The 19,668-nt window shown below is 58.8% G+C and carries 10 protein-coding genes and 5 pseudogenes; 9 read left to right on the top strand and 6 right to left on the bottom strand.

The annotated features are described in order from the left end of the window. Positions 1-948: 948 nt before the first annotated feature. From A9K65_RS32830 to A9K65_RS32820, 3 genes are all read left to right on the top strand, one after another. Positions 949-3,213, top strand: a complete 2,265-nt coding sequence (locus tag A9K65_RS32830; protein WP_064994388.1) for a hypothetical protein — start codon at positions 949-951, stop codon at positions 3,211-3,213. A gap of 77 nt (positions 3,214-3,290) precedes the next feature. Further along, on the top strand, positions 3,291-5,054 hold the full coding sequence (locus A9K65_RS32825; RefSeq protein WP_064994389.1) for a type I secretion system permease/ATPase: 1,764 nt from the start codon (positions 3,291-3,293) through the stop codon (positions 5,052-5,054). 3 nt (positions 5,055-5,057) lie between these two features. Beyond that, a complete protein-coding gene (locus A9K65_RS32820; RefSeq protein WP_064994390.1) occupies positions 5,058-6,599 on the top strand; it encodes an HlyD family type I secretion periplasmic adaptor subunit in 1,542 nt (513 codons plus the stop codon). Between the two features lie 353 nt (positions 6,600-6,952). On the opposite strand, the pseudogene A9K65_RS35505 reads toward A9K65_RS32820, so the two are convergent. The 3 genes and pseudogenes from A9K65_RS35505 to A9K65_RS32795 form a co-directional block, all read right to left on the bottom strand. After that, positions 6,953-7,264, bottom strand: a pseudogene (locus A9K65_RS35505) (terminase gpA endonuclease subunit); the annotation flags it as partial. A 577-nt stretch (positions 7,265-7,841) separates the two neighbouring features. Continuing rightward, positions 7,842-8,365 (bottom strand): annotated as a pseudogene (locus A9K65_RS32805) (Tn3 family transposase); the annotation flags it as partial. A gap of 1,356 nt (positions 8,366-9,721) precedes the next feature. After that, positions 9,722-10,558, bottom strand: coding sequence for a methyltransferase domain-containing protein (locus A9K65_RS32795; RefSeq protein ID WP_084015960.1), 837 nt, complete (start codon positions 10,556-10,558; stop codon positions 9,722-9,724). A gap of 575 nt (positions 10,559-11,133) precedes the next feature. Between A9K65_RS32795 and A9K65_RS32785 the strand changes: the two are divergent. Next, positions 11,134-11,805, top strand: a pseudogene (locus A9K65_RS32785) (DUF4158 domain-containing protein); the annotation flags it as partial. 271 nt (positions 11,806-12,076) lie between these two features. Here the strand turns inward: A9K65_RS32785 and A9K65_RS32780 are convergent. After that, positions 12,077-12,547 carry an OsmC family protein gene (locus A9K65_RS32780; protein ID WP_064994396.1) on the bottom strand — a complete coding sequence of 157 codons (471 nt, stop codon included), beginning with the start codon at positions 12,545-12,547 and terminating at the stop codon, positions 12,077-12,079. A 30-nt stretch (positions 12,548-12,577) separates the two neighbouring features. After that, positions 12,578-12,892 carry a DUF1272 domain-containing protein gene (locus A9K65_RS32775; RefSeq protein WP_084015962.1) on the bottom strand — a complete coding sequence of 105 codons (315 nt, stop codon included), beginning with the start codon at positions 12,890-12,892 and terminating at the stop codon, positions 12,578-12,580. A gap of 62 nt (positions 12,893-12,954) precedes the next feature. Between A9K65_RS32775 and A9K65_RS32770 the strand changes: the two genes are divergently transcribed. The 3 genes and pseudogenes from A9K65_RS32770 to A9K65_RS36705 all read left to right on the top strand — a co-directional run bounded on the left by A9K65_RS32770 (position 12,955) and on the right by A9K65_RS36705 (position 14,482). Further along, positions 12,955-13,977 carry a GlxA family transcriptional regulator gene (locus A9K65_RS32770; RefSeq protein ID WP_064994397.1) on the top strand — a complete coding sequence of 341 codons (1,023 nt, stop codon included), beginning with the start codon at positions 12,955-12,957 and terminating at the stop codon, positions 13,975-13,977. An 81-nt stretch (positions 13,978-14,058) separates the two neighbouring features. After that, a pseudogene (locus A9K65_RS32765) lies at positions 14,059-14,229 on the top strand (leucine zipper domain-containing protein); the annotation flags it as partial. Further along, positions 14,147-14,482: a CGNR zinc finger domain-containing protein gene (locus A9K65_RS36705; protein WP_084015966.1), complete on the top strand. Its 336-nt coding sequence runs from the start codon at positions 14,147-14,149 to the stop codon at positions 14,480-14,482. The pseudogene A9K65_RS32765 and the gene A9K65_RS36705, both read left to right, overlap by 83 nt. 366 nt (positions 14,483-14,848) lie before the next feature. Here the strand turns inward: A9K65_RS36705 and A9K65_RS35500 are convergent, their stop codons facing one another. Then, entirely contained in the window at positions 14,849-15,133 is a 285-nt protein-coding gene (locus A9K65_RS35500; protein ID WP_157678599.1) for a hypothetical protein, read from the bottom strand. 156 nt (positions 15,134-15,289) lie between these two features. Here A9K65_RS35500 and A9K65_RS32750 point away from each other — a divergent pair, with 156 nt between their 5' ends. Together A9K65_RS32750 and A9K65_RS32745 are read left to right on the top strand one after the other, a co-directional pair. Beyond that, positions 15,290-15,682 (top strand): low affinity iron permease family protein, encoded by a 393-nt coding sequence (locus tag A9K65_RS32750; RefSeq protein ID WP_064994399.1) that lies wholly within the window; start codon positions 15,290-15,292, stop codon positions 15,680-15,682. Between the two features lie 871 nt (positions 15,683-16,553). Then, a pseudogene (locus A9K65_RS32745) lies at positions 16,554-19,549 on the top strand (TrlF family AAA-like ATPase). Positions 19,550-19,668: the final 119 nt, after the last annotated feature.

The raw sequence follows: 19,668 nt of genomic DNA, 5'->3' as shown, positions 1-19,668 counted from the left end.
TCGCTTCACCCTGGGGAATGGGTTGTAGAGCCAGGTTTGATCTATGTATCAGAGGATGCGTTGCTTCACTCCACGCGTTCCCGTAGTAGGTCGAAGCCCTTTGAGCGCTCAACCGGCGTGATGATCGCGTCCAACCCGGCGGCTTCGGGGTCCGTTTGATGAAGACGCCGGAACTGGTGGTGACTGCGTGCTGGTCTGCCCGGTGATGATTTGCACCGCCTTCATCCATCGCGAGGACCGTCTTGCACGCTCTATACCGAGACGGCGGCGGCGGTCTCATCCTGAAGCGCGAGCGGTTGCTCGGCTTCGACGATCTGAAAGCCTGGCCGAGGCGGTGAGGATCGGCGAGGCGTTCGGCTAAAACGCCGCAGTGACGGTTGAAAAACCGGCAATGCCCCTGTTCACTCGATCATTTTTGGTGCTGCGGCGAGTCTGTTCGTTGTTACGCCAGCGCTGCAGTCAAGTCAGCCGCCGCGAGCTAACGAACGACTTGGACTAAAGCCCCTGTTCCAGGGGGACTATTGCTACTTCACAATTTTTTCCGAAAATCAATGCATCGCGTTGTATTTTCCACAAATTGGCGTAAACTTTTTCGTGCTGATTGCGGGAACGTGCTCGTGCGTGGGCTATGGAGATACAGGCAGTCAATGCCTGTTGGGAGGGGCGGTGTTAAGTATGCCCTCATCGCTGAGTCTTGGCGCCCGCCGTGGGCGGGTTCCCGATGCGCACAGGACGCATCCCCCCAGAAATGCCTAATGGGGCATGGGAGGGGGAGAGTGGCGGCTCCCCCGCAATATCCTCTGCCCCTGAGCCAATTCACTGATCAAAATTCGTTTTAACTGAAATGCGTGGCGCTGACGCAAGTCAGCGGATGCGCGTTCGCGCGGCCGGGTGGCGAGCAGCGTTGGGGCTGCATTGCGCCTGTCGCATTCCAAGTGGAGAACGATCATGGCTGTTACCATCAACGTGCTTGGCACGACATCAATCGATGAAACGCCTGGCTTGCAACAGGACGACATCACCCTTCTCAGTTTTCAGACAAACCATGCCAGTGCTCTTGCCGCAATCAACGCGGCTCTGGCTTCCGACTCCTTAACGGTAGACGCCGACGCGATCCAAATCGCTGGCGACGAGGATGTCGATATCACGCTGACCAATGCGACGAGTCCGGTTCAAGGCCTCGGTTTCGTGACGCTCGATTCGAACGGCCAAAACCCAGCGCCGGTCGACGGCCTCGACAGCGGCCAGCGGACGCTCGACGGCAATGAGATTTTCCTCTACACCGATCCCGACAACGACAATGTCCTCCTCGGCCGTGAGGGCTCCGGGACAACAGCAGATGCCGGCGGCCAGATCGTTTTCGCGGTCTATCTTGAGGAAGTCACCGACCAGAACAACGTGATCACCGGTGGCCAGCTCTGGACAGTGCTGTTCGAACCGTTGGCGCATCCCACCAATCCGAATCCCGACGATATCGTGACGCTGCCAAATACCTTGGGCGCTGCCGCCACCGGGGAACAGAACTTTAGTTTTGCCGGCGCGCCTTCCGGCAACAATCTTTTCATGGCATTTGGCAACGCCTCTAACGCATTGCTGGTGAGTGGCACCTCAATCAGCCACACCGTCAATAGCAGCAAGGGCGGCGGCGCCACCACGCTCGGCACCGACGCGCAGGATGTGCGCGCCGGCACAGGTCTGTATTTCACTTACGTGACCGGTATGAATGCGGACTTCCTCGCTCCGAACCTGACGCACAAAGAAGCGATCAATACCAACGATATTCAATTCACGGGCCTGCAGGAATCGGATGCGGCATCGCTCACCATCGTCAAGCTGACCGGCGGTACCAGCGTCTCGGTCAAGCTGACGGCGTACACTACGGATGTCGAAGCTAGAGCCAATTATTTCCCGGGGCTCGGCGACTCCGATGATGTTAACGTCACGATCACTCATGTCTACATCAACGGCAGCGAGGTCCCATTCACGCTCGACGGCGACGGCACGGGCGTGATCGTGGCGGGTGTGCATGATGGCGACGTGATCAAATTCGAGACCGACGGTGATCATAACCGCGTTCTGGTCGAGAATGCCCAGCCTCTCGGCTCGAACATTCACTTCAGCATCGGCGGGTTCGCGGTCGACAATGCAGTTACGGCGGCGGTGCCAGTCGGTGCGCACCTCGAGTTCTTCGACGACGGGCCGGTGATCGCGGTCGCGGACGTTGCACACGGTGACTACACGAACGGTGCCCAGGGCACCTGGACCCACGATCCAGGCGCCGACGGCCTCGGCTCGTTAAGCGCGAGCTTCGACAGCTTCCAGATCGATAGCCACGGCATCGTCACGACAACGGCCACCAATAGCTCGTTCACAGATAATTTGGACGGATCCTTCGACGGCTCGATCACCGCCGACTTCAATGGCGACGGCACGAACGACACCGTCGAATTTACGCTAACGATGAATTCAGACGACACTTACGACCTCACCGTCACAACCCCCCCAACGACCACAACCACCTTCTCGACGGACCAGGGAAGTCTCGATGCCGGCGGGCCGGATCCGGTACGGACCTTGACGATCGGCAGCGAGGACGTCGTGTTCTCAGCGGTCAAGGCCACAACCAGCCCGGATGCCATCAAGGCGTTCCTCGATCACACCGAGTCTGACATCCAGTCACATGCAACCTACCTTAGCCCAGCCCAGATGAACGTCAGCACCGCGGGCATCGGACTTGGTGACAACCTGTTCGAGGGCAACTCCATCGCCGGGATCGACGGTGCCACGACCTCTGGAGGTAAGTTCGACGAGAGCTTCGTGATCGACCCGAACGGCGACGTGAGCAGCATGACCGTGATCATCAACAACAAGACGAACGGCGGCTACACACCGAGCAATGAGGATCTCTTCTACCGCATCTTTTATGCCAACGGCGACGTAAGCGAGCCGGTGAAAGTACTGGCAGGCGATCTCACCGTTACGAGCTCAACGGCCAGCTTCACGGTCGGCAATCCGCTTGGCTCGAACGATATCGACGCGGTCCAACTCGTCATGGGCAGGGGCACCATCAAGGTTCCCACCGTCACGTTCTCCGTATCGACCGAGTTCTCGCCGCAACCGCTCGACCTGCACTTCACTGCCGATCTGTTCGACGGTGACCACGACAGCATTACGGATCCGTTCGCGATCCATCTGGATGCTGCCACCGTTTGAACTCTCTCAACGAGCCCGGCCCATGTGGGGCGGGCTCTCACCCTTGGGATCAAGGTCGGGACCGGAGCCCAAAACCGATGCCTAAGCAAACCAGCAACTCCCGCCTTGCGCAGGTGAAGAGCGCTGTCCGCCGGGAGTTCCCGCTGCTGATAATCCTCAGTTGCCTGCTCAACCTGCTGCTTCTCGTCTCCACGATCTACATGCTCCAGGTCTATGATCGCGTGCTTTCGACCGGATCGCTGGACACACTGTTGTGGTTGACCGTGATCGCCCTATTCGCCACCGCCATCTACGGCGTGCTCGAACAGTCACGGCGCATGGTCCTGGGTCGCGTCGCGGCTTGGGTGGACTGCGAGTTGAATGCTCCGGTACTCAAGCGCGCGATGGAAGCCCGCCTGGAAGGAGAGAACCTCCCGGGCGGGATTCGGGACGTCGGCAATCTCAGGAACTTCTATGGAAGCGACGCTGCCCAGGCTTTTCTCGACATGCCCTGGAGCATCATTTTCCTGGTTTTCATGTGGGCTCTGCACCCGGCCATCGGCATTGTCGGCACGCTCGGCGCGGCTCTGCTCTTCGGGCTGGCCATAACCAACGATCTGTTGACCCGAGAGCGCCAGAAGAAAGCCTCGGCCGAGGCGCGCGTCAGCCAGGACAACGCCATTCGCTTCGTCGACGCCGGCGAGACGATCGGCCCCCTCGGCATGGCGCGGCAAGTGTTCGAGAACTGGCGCCTCCGCCATGCCGAGATCGCTGCCGAGCAGCAGTCGCTCCACGACAAGACAACCGTGATCCTTTCCCTCTCCCGCAGCGTCCGCATCGCGCTTCAGGTGGCGATTCTGGCCGTTGGCGCCTACTATGTTCTTGCCGGCGAGATCACGGCCGGCGCGATGATCGCGGGTTCGATTACAATGGGGCGTGCGCTCGCGCCGATCGAACGCGCCACCGCTGCCTGGCGGGCCTTTGTGGCCGCGAGAGGAGCGTATGCCAATCTGCAACAGCTATTCGAGCGCATCGATCGTGATGGCAGCGAGCGCGTTGCGCTTCCTCGGCCAAAAGCCAGACTGGCCTTCGAGGATATTTTCTACGTGCCTCCAGGCAGCACGGAGCCGTTGCTCCAAGGTGTTCGCTTCGCCCTGGAAGCCGGCGAGAATTGCGCCGTGGTGGGTCCATCCGGTTCCGGCAAATCGACCCTATGCCGCCTGGCTGTCGGCGCCTGGAAACCCGCGAAGGGCCACGTCCGGCTCGATGGCGCGGACGTGTTCGACTGGCATCCCGAGGATCTTGGTCCCTATATAGGCTATCTGCCGCAGCAGGTCGAGTTCCTTCCGGGCACCGTTGCGCAAAACATCGCTCGCTTCCGCGAAATCGAAAGCGGGGCGCTGGTTCGCGCGGCCCGGATGGCCGGTGTGCATGAGTTGATCCTCGCTTTGCCTGCCGGTTACGAAACCGATATCACGCTGCATTCACGGCGCATCTCGCTGGGTCAGCGGCAGCGGCTGGGCCTTGCGCGTGCTTTGTATGGCGATCCGGCGCTTGTGGTGCTGGACGAACCGAACGCGAACATGGACGAGGCCGGCGATAGAGCGCTGATCGAAAGCTTGGCCACTCTCAAGCAACTCCAGGTCACGGTCCTGATCGTCACCCACCGCGCCTCCGTGTTGAAATCCGCCGACAAGATAGCCGCGCTGGATCATGGTGCGCTTGCGGCGTTTGGTCCGCGCGACCAACTCATCAGGCCGGTGCCGTCTTTGGTGCCTGCGAAGTTGCCTTTACAGGCGGTTCCGTCTCAGCAGCCGGGTTCGCCCCCTGCCTCTAAAGATACAATTTCCGCAGCGGAGTGAACCATGCAGGACCACCCCAACCCCATGCATGCGATGATCACCTGGTTGGGAACCCAGCTTTCCGACATAAGCAAAGTTTTGCAATCGGCTTTCATCGCCCTTGTCGCTGCCATACATCGCCAATTGGCGGTCTACGGCGTCGAGCCGAACGACACCGTCATCATGCTAGCGGTTAGCGGCGCGACGCTTCTCGCGATTGCGGTGCTCATACGGCTGTTCCGTTCAGGAGCTGCATCCCGGAGAAGAGGTAATGCGATATCTCTCGCCGGCATCACGCGCATCCCACGCCGGCTGGGCGTTGTGGCGATGGCCCTCTTTGTGCTGGTCCTTGGCGGCTGGAGTGTCTTTGCCCCTTTGGCCAGCGCAGCTCTGGCTCCGGGCATTTTCAGTCCCGACGGACATCGAAAAACCATCCAGCATCTCGAAGGCGGGATCATTCAAACCATCCATGTTCGGGAGGGTGACCTTGTGAAGGCCGGAACGCCCCTCATCACGCTCGATGATACCAGAGCAAAGGCACTCAATGCGGAGCTTCAGGAGCGATTGTTGAATCTGCTAGCAAGCGAAGCACGGCTCGAGGCGGAACGGACCGGTGCCGTCGATATAAGCTTCCCCGAGGAAGTTTTCCTCAAGAACTCGAACCGAATGCAGAAGATAATCGACGGACAACGGCAGTTATTTGTCAGCCGGCGCGCGGCGCATCAGGGGCGCACACAGATACTCGACGCCCGCGTTCGTCAGTTGCAGGAGCAGAACACCGGACTTCAGGAGATGATTGCTGCGGAAGACGAGCAGGTCGCCCTTATCGATGAAGAAATATTAGGTGTCCAGACACTCGTCGACAAGGGGCTCGAACGCAAGCCGCGGGTGTTGGCGCTGCGGCGCGGGCGCGCCGAGGTTACTGCCACCAAGGCGGCAAATCATGCGAAGATCGCCGAGGACGAACAAGAGATCGGAGAAACGCGTCTGCAACTGGTCACGCTTGGCGAGGAACGCCAGGAGAAGATCGGTGCGGACCTTGCCGAAATTCGCCGGGTTATGGCGGAAATCAAGGGGCAGTTGCCATCGCGCGAAGACATGCTCGTTCGCACTGTCATTCGTGCGCCGATCGACGGCACGGTGATGAATCTGCGGGTCAATACTGAGGCGGGCGTCGTGGCACCCGGACAGCCACTGCTCGATATCGTGCCGGACGGCAACCATTTGGTGGTGGACGCCCGGGTGCGTCCCACGGACATCGAACGCATTAGACCCGGAATGTCGGCCCGCGTGGTGTTGACCGCCTATAGGCAACGGAACCTGCCGCTCATTCATGGCAAGCTGCGCTCGATCTCGGCTGACGCGATGGCCGATGAAAAAACGGGTCAGCTATATTTTCTCGCGAAAGTAGAAGTCGCTCCTGAAGATTTGGCAGCCTTGCGTGAGGTGAAGATTGTCCCAGGCATGCCTGCCGAGATAATGCTTATGGATGGCGAACAGAGTGTATTCGCCTATCTGCTTAGCCCCATCCTCGACAGTGCACGGCGAAGCCTTCGAGAGAATTGAAGTTGCTGTCTGGCACCAGCCGCCGTGTCGGCCACGGCACCATCCGCTGTGTCGGCCACAGGACCATTGGTCCACAGTCGATCGAACCAGCGCCCCCAACGGTGGTGACGTGCCATCGACAAGTCAAGCTGCATATCATCACACCCTGCTTGCATTGGGATCCTGATCAAGGTGCTATTTTGTCATCCATGCAGGGACGCGGGCCGCAGCGACCGGAACCTCGCCTTCACCAACCGTGCCGTGACGCCGGACCTGCGGCGCAAATTAAGAAATACCTATCATGTCCACCAGACACGGTAGACTTTTGATGCCTAAGAACTGCGCCCGCGGCCGAGCACCTCGTCGAGCGCCTTCCAGCAGGCTTCGTCTCCTGGCCCCCCATCCAGCACGACGTGCTCGAGCCAGCTTTCCAGACCGAGGCCCCATGCCCAAACGTCAACCTCAATGCGGTCCTTGGTGTCGGCGCCGGCGGTGAAGACAGGCCGCCGGCAGGAACGCTGCCAGCTTGCCATCGCTCGCGCCGGTTGTGGAGGCGTTGCCAATCTTCTGCCTCGCCGGTCTCAACCCAGGTCTCGCCGAGAACGGTGTTGCGAAAGGCTTTGAGCGACTCGTCCGACCCGTGAGCCGTCTCAAAAGCCCGAGCGATCGCCCTGCCATGAGAGCCAGTCCGAACTTCTGGTCCCTGAGGTTGCGCAGCCGAGGCGCCGACAGTCGGATCTCGTCGACGGAATCGAGGAAAAACCAAGCCTCGCCGGACTCGACAAGCCAGGCATTGAATGCCTCCTCGGTTCCTACCTCGAAGGCTTTTCCAAAAGTCTCGTCAATATCCTCGATGCGAATGAAGAACGCGGGTTTGCCGTTGGCCGCAAGGCGCTCGGCCGACGCCCTCAGTTCATGGGTTTTGCCAGCACCGGCTTCGGCGAGGATGACAACTCGGTATTGACCGACAAGGCCATCCCATTCGCTACGATCACCTTGTCCAAGGCTTGGCAAGACCTCGTCGAGTGGCGCGTCCTCGCATTGGTAAGGCTCGGGGATCATCGTGAATTGCGCGTCAACGGGACAGCCCGCATTATCGGGCGATTTCCGCATCTAATGTCGGTTGCTCGTCATCGACGTGGATGCGCGCTTCGAACCAAGCAGGAGAGAACCTAAATCGCATGTTACCTCCAAAAGCCATTTATGGGGTAAGGAACAAGAGCAGTGCGAAATCGTACGCTAAGGTCGAAGGGAGCAGGAACGTTATGCGGCACGCCGTAGCCCAGCCGGGAGGCGAAGCGACCGGAAGCCTTCCGGAGATGTTGCTCGCTGTCCCAGGTGTAGAAGCCCGTCAGGTTGATGTGCTCACAACTCAGCAGCGAGATATGCTTCAACAGCAGATCTGAGATGTTCCTTCCCGCTGTTTTGAGCTCTGTGACCGGGCGGTCGAGATTGACCGTGTTCCAATGGACGATCGCGCTGACGACAAGATTGAGGCTCGATGCGCGGAATGCCTGACTTTCGAACGACCGATCGCGGAGTTCCCCACGCTCATGGAAGAAGACTGAGCGTTTGAGTTTGTGCGCTGCCTCGCCCTTATTGAGGTCGGCTTGGCAGCGCCGGCGCAATGTCGAACTCGAGTACCATTCAATCATGAAAAGCGATCGCTCGATGCGGCCGAGTTCCCGAAGAGCCTTGGCCAGTTGGCTTTCCTTCGGTGATGCCGAGAGCTTCTTCAAGATCGTCGAGGGCACAACGGCACGTATCGATGCCGCCAGATGAAGCACATGGGGCGGCCAGCCTCGAACTGGCTGAACTCTCACAACGCGCCTCGTCAGGCGAAGTTTCATCGACGGGCATCACCCTTGCGTGAACCACAGCGCCCTCGAGACTTCAGAACGGCGCGGGACAATTTACGTCATTGGGGATCACGGCGCCACCACCGTGAGTAGTCCTCACCTGTTCTATCACCCGTCAAGCTCACACTGACCTTTATGTCGAAGGAGATCACGGCGGTGATGCCCAAGCGCTTCAGACGCCACAAGCGCGAGGGCCGGTGCGAGGACCGGTTCATGCCGGACGAGCCTTTTCAGCTCTCCCACTTCTCGTTCAAGAAGATGGCGTCACTTCTGCATTGCTGAAGAACGCGATCTGTCAAGCTTGAACCAACCCAGGATAACCCGTCGTGGAGGTACCTCAGGCGTCGACCCGGAGTTCGCAAAGAAGGTCAAGACCTTCCTCATACAGCCCGACGGCCAAAGGATCGTAGAGGAATTCGTGAGGAGCGGGCTCATCACCTTCCGCGACATCGTCAACATCGGCTATCGAAAGGCGCGGTTGGAGCATTTCAAGCGCATGCTCGCGACGCCCGGGAGGTCCAACGCCTGTGCTGAGAGGCAGCGCGTCAAGATGAACCAGCCCGAGAAGGCGTGGCAGCACTTCCTTGGGCACAACGAGTGGATACTCGGCTTCGGCCTCGACTGCCGGTTCCTCTGCTTACTCCAGGACGAAGCGGTGCTGGCAGTGCCGGACGCGGCTGGGCGGGACTCCTCCGGTCTCGGACTTCCTCCTGGACGCGAGCCACTTAACCGTGCTGGCCGAGCTCCGGCAGCCAGGCACGCAGCGGTTCGGCGGGAGCCGGGCGCGGTCCGACGCATGGCGCCTGTACGGACCCGATGGAATCGGTCTCGCAGGCCCTTCAGCAGAAGGCCCACTGACAGGTGAAGGCGGAGACCAATGCCTCGAGCAACTACGACCGCGAAGGGGGACGCTCATCCGCCAGCGCACCAATACCCCAAATGCATGCTGGTGATCGATAGCGACGGGGCCTCTCGAAACATCAACATCCTGACCTGTAGCGGGCTCCATGAGAGAGCAGCGCTACGCTCGGCGCGGCTTTAGAGCTAATAACGTAGGGCGGCGTTACGCCAAACCGGCCTTCGGTAGGGGCCCCAGAAGAGGCGAAACGTGCAGTTTGGCATCGACAGCCTTGCATTCGGTAGATAGCAGAACGTTATCAACTGAAATATCTATCGGGACACCAGCGGATGCGGCCAGCAGAGCTCTGCGAACCTCAGCTTGCGGCAAGCGGTGGCAAGCAGTCATTCGTTTCCCGCCAGACCAGTTGAAGTCGACCGCAGGTATCACCGCCGTCGCGCAATAATCTCAACCGGCGCAATCCGGCCATCTGAAATACTTTCGCTCATGTTTCGGATCATCTGTGGCCGCCGCGCTCCCATAAGCGTATGAACGCCCAGTACTGCCCGCCCCCCCGCCGCCTGGGCGCGCTGCTGCGCAAAATGGTCAAGCGCAACATCGCGTCGCCGGCGTTCCGACAAAATCTCGAATCCAACTGCGGAAAGCGCGTCGCGGTACTGGTCTGGCGTGGCGATCGCGTTCGTATCTGCCGTACTCGCCCATGGCAGCGGATAAGACATCTCGCCGGCTCCAGTGCGCATGACGTCGAAGACACCGAAAGGCGCACCGGCGCGCAGGACCCGGGCAACCTCCGAAAAAAGTGCGCTCTTGTCGGCAATGTTCATTCCGACATGCAACATGTATGCGGCAGTGAACGATCCATCTGCGAACGGCAGCCGCAAAGCATCGCCCTGTTGCAACGAGACGCGCTCCCCGAGATGCAGCCAGCCGGAGAGGACATTACCGGCTTCAACGTAGTCGCGAGTGAGATCGATACCGGTCACATGGCAGTCGTAGTGCGAAGCGATCTGTCGCGCCGGTCCACCGAGGCCGCAGCCGATGTCGAGCACTCGATCCGCGGCGGTGAGCGCAAGTTGCCCTGCCAACTCTCCCGTGGCGGCGCGGCCGCCGATGTGAAACTCGTCTACGGGGGAGAGGTCCTCGGCGGTGACCGTGCTTTCGGTCTTCCCCATGGCGGCAAGACCATCCCGAATATCTTCGACCAGGCTGCCTCGTGCGTAGTGGTCAGCAATCTGTGAATGCGGCGCGGCTTCCATGATCATCGCCCCTTTTGGTGCCAGCCTCCGGATCCTTTCCGCCTACGGATCGCTTGCGTCAGCGCCCTGTCGATCCACCGATCATAGCATTTGCTCTTCGTTCAAACAATAATAGGCCGGCTTTGAACCGATATGTTTGGATGTCGCACAAAGCCATTTGTTGCGCGGCCGCCACGAACAAGCCCTCCGAGCGGCCTACAAGTCCGTCCAAGCCAATCCGGCGCCTAGTATGACTTATGTGCAGTTGACCGCGGCGCTTGCCAAGCTTGGCCGGCTGGACGAAGCGAGGGCGGCCGCCGCTCGTGTCCTCGAGCTTCAGCCCGGCTTTCGTTACAGCCGCCAGTTTACTGGCGTGAATTGCGCGCCTGCGCGCGGAGGCTTGGCGACGTGCTACGGGCAGCAGGATTGCCAAGCTAGCTCTCACAAGCTGGGGACATCACAGAGCTGCTCAGAATCTTGCGCTAAGGTCGAACGGAGAGTGAACGCCCGGATGTTCGCTGTGGATACGCCATTTGCCTCCTGTACCGTTAGGCCGCTTTGGACAGAGGCTTTGCCACGACCGTTCTGGAGTGGAGTGGAAAGTGGCCCGACGAGCGCTTCTCAAAGAACACGAGCGAAAGACGCTATTCGACATTCCGGTCGATGAAGACAGTCTGATCCGCCACTACTCTCTTTCGCCGGCCGATTTGCTGGAAATCCAGCTACGGCGCCGTGAACACAATCAGCTCGGCTTTGCGATCCAACTTTGCCTGATGCGCTACCCCGGCCGGCCACTGTTGCCTAACGAGGTTCCGCCGAAAGCGATGCTCGACTATGTTGCCAGGCAAATAGGTGCAAGCTCGACCGCATTCAGGTTGTATGCCCGTCGTGAGGAAACCCGGAGCAATCACATTGCTCACCTCCTAGGTTATCTGCAGAAGCGAAACGCAACAGCCGAAGATCAGCGTGCCGCATTGCTGTCGGCAATCGAGATGGCCTCAACAACAGACGCGGGTGCTTCGATAGCTGGCGCCATTGTAGCGGAGTTCCGCAATCGAAATTCGCTACTCCCGGCAGCCAACATCATTGAGCGGATGGGGATCGCGGCGCGGGCCATTGCCCGGCGACGGGCAGAGAGGGCGCTGATCGAAGCGATACCAGCTGATCGGCTTGCATCATTGGACGGGCTGTTGGAGGTTGACCCGACGATCGGTCAAACGCGCTTTCATTGGTTGAGATCAGCGCCAGAAGCGCCTGGCGGTTCAAATCTGGTTACGGGGTCACCTATGATCAGATCGACGACTTCCTCGAAGGTAAGGAAATCGACGAAGCGGCGCGACAACGTATCCTTGATGCGTATTTCAGCACCGCTCACACCGCTCGCTTCCGGTGGCCCCCGATCTCTCGCTTCGCTAGCGGCGTTTGGTCCGTGCGACCGTCGGACCGACACCCGGCGCTGGGCGGCATTGGGCGGCCGAGCCGCCTGAACATCAATGCATTTGAAGTTGAAGGGTGAGACCGCACGCTGGGGTGCCGTTCTCTCGTTCACAATTTTTGGTAATCGGCCTCAACAAGAATTGGGAAATTGACGGAACGCGCGATGTAGCAAACCTCATGAATTCGATGATGGATGGCTTCAGCCTTGTGGAGATCGATGCCGGTTTCGACCTCAATCCTGGGCCGCAATGTGATGCCCACAAAACGCCCGGCTCCGTTTGGCTCGCTCTCGCCATGGCCCACCGGTTCATCAGTATATGAGTGGACGACAATTCCCGCGTCGCTCCCCAGATGCAGGTACCAAAGCATGTGGCAGGCCGAAACTGATGCGAGGAGGAGATCTTCGGGATTGGGTAGCGCCGGATTGCCCCCAAGCAGCGGGTCGTTGGAGCACTTTATCACAGGCTTTCCAATCGTGGTTATATCCCATGTCCGGTCGTAGCCCCGATACGTTCTGGTGCCGTCGCCGCGATTGCCGGTCCATCCTATGCGGCAGGTGTAGTCGTGGAATTTAGGCATTGCTATATCTCTTCTGTGTTTGGATTTTCTCTATCGGCCCTCCGGGGCCACGTCGCGCAGGCGCCTCGCCAGCTCTGCGGCCTGGTCTGCTGTCCACTTCGAGTGTGTTCGTCGGCTGCTCGCTGGATCGTGCTCAAGCCCGAGACAGGAGCCCGCGCGCCACTCACGACTGGGCCGGATCGGCCTTGCTGAAAAATTTCCGCCGCAAGTCGGGCAGACGTCGTACAGGACCGTCGAAACGCACTCTGCACAATAGGTGCACTCGTAGCTGCAGATTCGGGCCTCCGAACTGCCCGGGGGCAGATCACGGTCGCACCATTCGCAATTCGGCCTGAGCTCGAGCATGGACCATACCTCCTTTCACCGCCGTCTGGATCGCACAAGGTTCTCGTGGCATAAATGCCATTATGACCTCGAATTCTGCCAATGCGCACCGCGAAAGACTGATCGCCTTTCTGCTGTTCGAGCGCACGAAGCTTCTCGATGTCACCGGCCCGCTGCAGGTCTTCAATGACGCCAAGCGAGCAAGCGGAGAACCTGCATTTCGTACCATTCTTGTCTCGCAACGAGGCGGGCCGATCGAGACGGATGCTGGCGTTGCTCTCCACACCGTCAGTTTCGATCATTGCAGTAAGTTCACAATCGACACACTGCTGATTTCAGGCGGGGGGACGGCCTTAGAGGCTGCAAGATCCAGTTCTCTTCGGGGTTGGTTGATCAAACAAGCAAACGACGTGCGTCGGCTTGGCTCCATTTGTCTGGGAGCGTTCATTCTGGCCGAGTGCGGCCTGTTGGATGGCCGACGCGCCACGACCCATTGGGAGCGTTGCGCGGAACTTGCAGAGCGATTTCCTGCGATCGACGTCAGGCCGGATCCCATTTTTGTACGATGCGGGGCCGTATGGACATCGGCAGGGGTAAGCGCCGGCATCGACATGGCCCTGGCAATGGTTGAGGAAGACCTCGGGCACACGACAGCCTTGGCAATCGCACGGGAGTTGGTCCTGTACCTGAAACGCCCCGGCGGACAATCCCAATTCAGCACTGCGCTTCGTCAACAAATCAGAGACCGCGTCGGCCGCTTCGAGCGCCTGCATGCTTGGATTAGGGAAAATCCTGGCGCCGATCTGTCCGTCCCGGCACTTTCATCCTTCATGGCCATGAGCCCGCGGAACTTCGCCCGGGTCTATTCAAAGGAGAATGGACAGACCCCAGGACGAGCCGTCGAGGCTCTGCGGGTTGAGACGGCACGAGACCTTCTGGAGACCAGCCGCCAATCTGTCCAGCAGATCGCACATGCGGTTGGGTTCGGCGATCCTGAGACATTCCGGCGGGCTTTTGTAAAATCGCTCGGGGTTGCTCCAAGCGACTACAGGAGCCGATTTGGCGGACCCCTCTTAATCGAGAGTGGAACCGACCAAGTTGGTTAGCTGTGAGCTTTCAGGAGGTTGTCCTCGGTTAGGGCGAGGCGACTGGAGTTACCAAGCTTCAGCACTCATCGGAGGGTCCGCATGAACATCCACAAGAATGCCCGTCTCACGCCGCTGCGTCGAGAGGAGATGGCGCTGTCGGTGATAGAAGGCGCTTTTTCCAAAGCCCATGCGGCGCGGGTGTATGGTGTGTCGGCCAAGATCGTGGCGCGCTGGGTCGAGCGCTATAAGGCCGAAGGGCGGGCCGGCTTGCCTTGGCGACATCTTGAACCTCCAATCCGCGTCGGCAAACGAAAGGCTATACCTGCCGCTGCGCCGGTCAGCAGCGGCCGCTGCCATGCTGGTGCTGTTCCCCTCAGGAAACGACATACGGCGATGTGAGGCTGACAATTGCGGCGGCTTTTTCATCGACGACAGCCGCTCCAAACCGAGGCGCTGGTGCTCGATGGACAGTTGCGGCAACCGCGCCAAGGCGGCCCGCTACCGCCTGGCACATCGGAAGTAGCGCAGAATGGAAAGGCCGGGCCGGCAGTTTTCAGGGCGACGAAGGGCCCCAGTGCGTCCCTTCGCCTCCTCAGCTGCCCTCAAACTCGTCGGAACGGTCGAGTGATATTCAGCGATAACTCGACCCGGCAAATACCCTGCGTGCCCGACGGCTGTACTTTAGCACACGACGGAGCAGGAACTCGGCGGCGGCGTCCCTGCTCCGCCGCAGGTTAGGCCGAGCGCACCGGCAGACCGCCCCAGACGCCGAAAAGTGGGGCTTTTGTACCGGGGAACCGATTCTGCTCCAGCGCCCGTCATGCGTTCCCGGATCCAGGCGCTGGAGAGTTGCTCGAGCAACTTTCAAACGCAGCCCGCCGCCGCTCATCTATCTTGCGGCAAAGTCGGCGTAGAACGTCGCGCGGTGCAGCGATTGCACGCCCACCGCCGGCGTCGGTCCATTAGCGATTGTTGATCCTGAAATGGAACCGTTTCCTGCCGCCGCGCATTGTTGGTCCAGTTCAACAGAGGGTAGTGCAGTGTCCATCATCGACACCATCACCGGCATTTTTTCCTCCAGCGAGGAGGCAGCGAAGAAGGGGCCTGCCAAGAAGGCCACCCCTAGGAAGGCAGCTACGAAGAAGGCATCGAGTGGGAAGGCGAGCGCGGCCAAGAAGACCGGAGCCGCCCCGGCTATGGCAGCCCACTTAAAGAACGCCGGCTCAAAAAGCCAATCTGGTCAGGCCAAATCGGCCGCTAGGAAAAAAGCGGCGGCGCAATAAATTGAAGAATTCCGCTTCGGCGGGGTTCCTACCGGCCGGGACTTTGAGTGGAAAAGACATTCGGAAAAATTGCGAACGCCGTTGCTCGTGGAGCGGGTCGGCCGAGCACATTCATACTTTGCATCGCGGTGATCGCGGTGTGGGGCTGCTCCGGACCTGCCCTCGGCTTTTCTGAAACCTGGCAGCTCATCATCAACACCTTAACGACGATCATTACCTTCCTGATGGTCTTCCTGATCCAGAACACACAGAACCGGGATGGGGCAGCGGTACAGGCTAAGCTTGACGAGCTTGTGCGCGTGAGTAACGGGAAGAACAGCTTTATCGGGATAGATTTTTTAACGGAGACCGAAGTTGAAGAGATCAGGGCGACCTGTGAGGCCGCAGTGGCCCGCGTCCACTCACCCGGGCAGGTACGCAGAGGAAGCGAGGCGCAATGAAAAAGAACATCGCCAACGGCAAGTAAGAGAAATGGCATTAAGCCGCTCCTCGCCAATGAAACGAAGCATGGGCAACATGCCCTGCGATCTGTGGTAGCTCCGTATGCCTCACATCCAAAACGGGCGAGCGATCACGCGGCCTACCTCCTCTTCCAAAAATTCTCCATGGAGAGGTAGGTGAACGAGGCCGTCCAGCTCAACGGCACCAGGCCAGTGAGCGCCTCTCATGAGGCAATAAGTCGGATCGGCCCTCCGGTCCTGATGTCGCCCACGCCCAGCGTCGTTGGTGACGGAGAAATACAGGAAATCGACCCATCCATCTGAGATTTTTCCGACGATTTCGCCCGAACAGCCGCTAGCTATGGAGCCCCCAGAAGAAGAAACCGTAGAACGTAATCTCGACAGTATGCGCGGCAAGCGCTCCGAAGATTACGATCAGAAGTCGTCCTCGGCTTGGGAACCCGCCGACCTCGGCTGAACGGGCAGAGCTCGCGACCATTTTGAACGCCTCGTAGTGGACCAGAACGCACGCTATCGCCAGAATGAGCGAACGACACTGACTGCGATGACGATGCACCGTTCAGGAGGCTCGTGTTGATCGCGCGATTTAGTGCCTGTGAGAAGGTCTGGTTTCCGCGGCTCAGACTTATTGCTGAATAGTCAGCGGCGGCTGCATGCCCGCCTTTATTTTCAGAACCGTCTTTTATCTTTCGGCGACAGGCGGCGACTTGCGCTATAGGTTCATGAGAACACGCCTTGATTGATTCTTTCATCCGACTAGATTGTGCCGGCGCTTGCGCAGATTCGTGATCCTGCCGACGATAGGCATGGCTTCTCCGGATCAGAAACCCCGTCACCTGGAGTGCTTTGGATGAGTGTGTCCTCGACGCCGCGTGCTGCCAAACGAGAGGCTCATCGAGGGTCGCAGTGGCTTAAGTGGGATCTGCATTTACACGCGCCCGGTACGAAGCTTTCTTGCGGATATGGCAAACCGGACGACGCGACGTGGAAACGCTTCGTGGATATTCTCGAACAATCCGAGGTCCACGCCTTTGGCATAACGGACTATTTTTCATTCGATGGCTACCTGAACACTGTCAAATGGTATCGCCAATTGCATCCGGACTCGGCAAAGCTGGTGATCCCGAACCTGGAGCTGCGTTTGACCGAGACGGTCAGCGTCGACGGCAAAAACGTCAACACACATGTTCTGGTTGACCCGGCTGTCGCGACGGCCGAAGCCTTGAGCAAGTTCCTCAACGACCTTGAAACGCACATATCCGTTGCTGGAAGACGGTTACGCTGCAGCGAACTGATGTCTGCGAATTACGCTGCGGCCACCGTCAGCATACATGATGTTAAGGACTCGCTAAAAGGATGCTTCGCGCCGGAGCAATACATTATCGTCACCGCCGCCGGAAACGATGGCCTGCGCGGTACCGCCAAAAATTCCCAGCGTAGCAAATCCATTTCCGATGAACTCGACAGGATCAGCAGCGCCTTCTTTGGGAAGTCGAACAGCACGGCGTTCTTCCTGAGCGACTCTCGGTACGAGGACGGGTCGAAGTCGGAGCCTAAGCCTATCTATGACGCCAGCGACGCTCATTGCTTCGAGGACCTTGGACGTTTGACAGGTGACGAACCGAGCTATCAATCGACCTGGATCAAGGCCAATCTGACTTTCCGAGGTCTCCGTCAGACGATCTTCGAACCGGAACATCGCGTCTTTGTCGGAGACCGTCCAACCGTTCTCGTCCGGCTCGAGCGTGAGGCCACGCAGTTCATCGACAGGCTGGAGATCAATCCACTCGCCAAGTATACCGGTCATAACGGCACTTGGTTCCGGAACGTCGAAATTCCGTTCAACCCTGAGCTGACTGCCATAATCGGGAACAAGGGAAGCGGCAAAAGCGCTGTCGCGGATATCGTGGCGCTGCTCGGAAATACTCGCCAAGCGAAATATTTCTCATTTCTAACCGACAGCCAGACGAACAGGAAATTCAAGCGGCCCGGGTTCGCCGAGAATTTTTCGGGTCGTCTCATATGGAAGAGTGGGAGCGTTGTAGAGCGGACTCTAAACGATGATGTCGATGAACTTTCGCCGGAGGCGGTCAAATACCTGCCACAGAACTACTTCGAGAGCCTGACGAACGAAATCGAAGTGCAGGCGCTGCGTCGGGAAATCGAAGACGTCGTATTTTCGCACGTCGACATCAGCGACAAGATGGACGCCAAGAGCTTCCACGACCTCGAAGAACGCAAGACGTTGAACAGTCGACAGGAAGCTAGCCAGATCAAAACGAATCTGCGTGAACTCAACATCAGAATTCTCGAACTCGAGGACCAGAGCGAACCTGTATTCAAGACCAAACTGCAGGCGGAACTAGGAGTCCTTCAGAAGCAGGTGTCTGCACTCGAAGCGTCGAAGCCTCCAGAGGAAGCTGCCCCGGCTGCTCAGAGTGCGGAACAGGAGGCGGCGACAGAGGAAATCGCGTCACAAACCCGGTTGCTGGACGACCTTGCCGCGCGTGAAAAGAGCGCAGTCACGCGGCTCGGTCGGCACAAGACTACCTTGCAAGATGCCAGCGAATTCAAGGACGCCGTAAATGCCCTGAAAAGCCGTGTGCAAGGCGACAAGGAGGTTTTCAAAACCAAGTATAACGGTCTCGGCTTCGATGTTGATCAGGTCATCAGTCTTACTGTTAACCTCGAAGAGGTCACGAGGAAGATTGTGGCTGTGAACGAAGAAATCGCGGCGATTGAACGCGAGAGCGCCATGGTTTTCGATCCAAAGACGGATCTTTCCAAAGTCGCCAGCGTACCCGACTTGCGTGCTGCGCAGAAGTATATTGCCGATCGCATTGCCGAGACACGCGCCGCTCTCTCGGCACCTCAACAGCGCTATCAAAGGTATGTGCAGGCCGTCCGCGAGATATCCGAGAAGGTCAGCGATATCGTAGGTCAAAAGGCCTCGCCCAAATTAGGGACGATCGCAGAACTGGAGGCCCGCATTGCCAGGATCGACAATGATCTGCCGGGTGAATTGTCCAAGGCGTTGGAAGACCGTAAGGCGCTGTGCTTGGCCCTCTTCGAAAGCAAGCACAAGATAAGAACGTTCTACGAGGGTTTGAAAACCAAGGTTGAGTCACGGCTCACCGCGGTGAGTACCGGGACTTCAAGGTGTCGATCGACGCGTCTTTTGTACCTTCTCCCAAGTTCGGTGATGAATTTTTCAACCATCTATACCAAAACGTGAGCGGCCCCTTCCGTGGAGTCGCGGAAGGGGCGCGCGCCCTTCAACAGAAGCTATCGATAGTCGACTGGAACTCCTTCGAAAGCATCTTCGCCTTTGTGGACGATGTGGTCGGATCGATGAAATCGGGTGGCATCAGACGGCAAACCAAAGACGTCAAGAAATTCTACGACTTCCTTTATTCCCTCGAATACTTCGAACACCGGTACGAGTTGAGACTGGGAGGCAAAGACCTGAACCAGCTTTCCCCCGGAGAGAAGGGGCTTCTCCTGCTGGTCTTCTACCTGCACCTAGATACAGACAGCTCGCCCCTCATCATCGACCAACCCGAAGACAATCTCGACAACGACAGCATTTTCGCTGTACTCGCAAGGTGTATTCGCGACGCGAAGAAAACCCGGCAGGTCATATTGGTGAGGCATAACCGAAATCTCGCGATCGGAGCCGACGCCGAACAAATCGTCTATGTCCAGTTGGACAAGGTGAACGGTTACAGGTTCAGCTATGATTGCGGCGCGATCGAAAACCCAAATACCAATGGTCACATCGTAAGGGTGCTCGAAGGTTCGCGGCCAGCCTTCGTACAACGCCGGCTCAAGTATCAAATCACCTGATGGCGGGATATTGCAGCGTTGCTTGTTTGTAACGTCCGCTCCTGGTTGATTTCGTCGCCCGTTTGGTTGGCGCGCGAGCAGGTGAGCAACTCTACTTGATGCCATAGCCTGACGGGCAC

Source organism: Mesorhizobium sp. WSM1497 (assembly GCF_001672455.2).
Classification (GTDB): domain Bacteria; phylum Pseudomonadota; class Alphaproteobacteria; order Rhizobiales; family Rhizobiaceae; genus Mesorhizobium; species Mesorhizobium ciceri.
The sequence above is the reverse complement of the archived record's forward strand: the minus strand, read 5'-3'. Positions and strand labels throughout refer to the sequence as shown.

What these genes read in the sequence shown, in the direction of transcription:
- A9K65_RS32830 (WP_064994388.1), top strand. Translation starts at nt 949, where the DNA reads ATGGCTGTTACCATCAACGTGCTTGGCACGACATCAATCGATGAAACG.
- A9K65_RS32825 (WP_064994389.1), top strand. Translation starts at nt 3,291, where the DNA reads ATGCCTAAGCAAACCAGCAACTCCCGCCTTGCGCAGGTGAAGAGCGCT.
- A9K65_RS32820 (WP_064994390.1), top strand. Translation starts at nt 5,058, where the DNA reads ATGCAGGACCACCCCAACCCCATGCATGCGATGATCACCTGGTTGGGA.
- A9K65_RS32795 (WP_084015960.1), bottom strand. Translation starts at nt 10,558, where the DNA reads ATGATCATGGAAGCCGCGCCGCATTCACAGATTGCTGACCACTACGCA.
- A9K65_RS32780 (WP_064994396.1), bottom strand. Translation starts at nt 12,547, where the DNA reads ATGCCTAAATTCCACGACTACACCTGCCGCATAGGATGGACCGGCAAT.
- A9K65_RS32775 (WP_084015962.1), bottom strand. Translation starts at nt 12,892, where the DNA reads ATGCTCGAGCTCAGGCCGAATTGCGAATGGTGCGACCGTGATCTGCCC.
- A9K65_RS32770 (WP_064994397.1), top strand. Translation starts at nt 12,955, where the DNA reads ATGACCTCGAATTCTGCCAATGCGCACCGCGAAAGACTGATCGCCTTT.
- A9K65_RS36705 (WP_084015966.1), top strand. Translation starts at nt 14,147, where the DNA reads ATGCGGCGCGGGTGTATGGTGTGTCGGCCAAGATCGTGGCGCGCTGGG.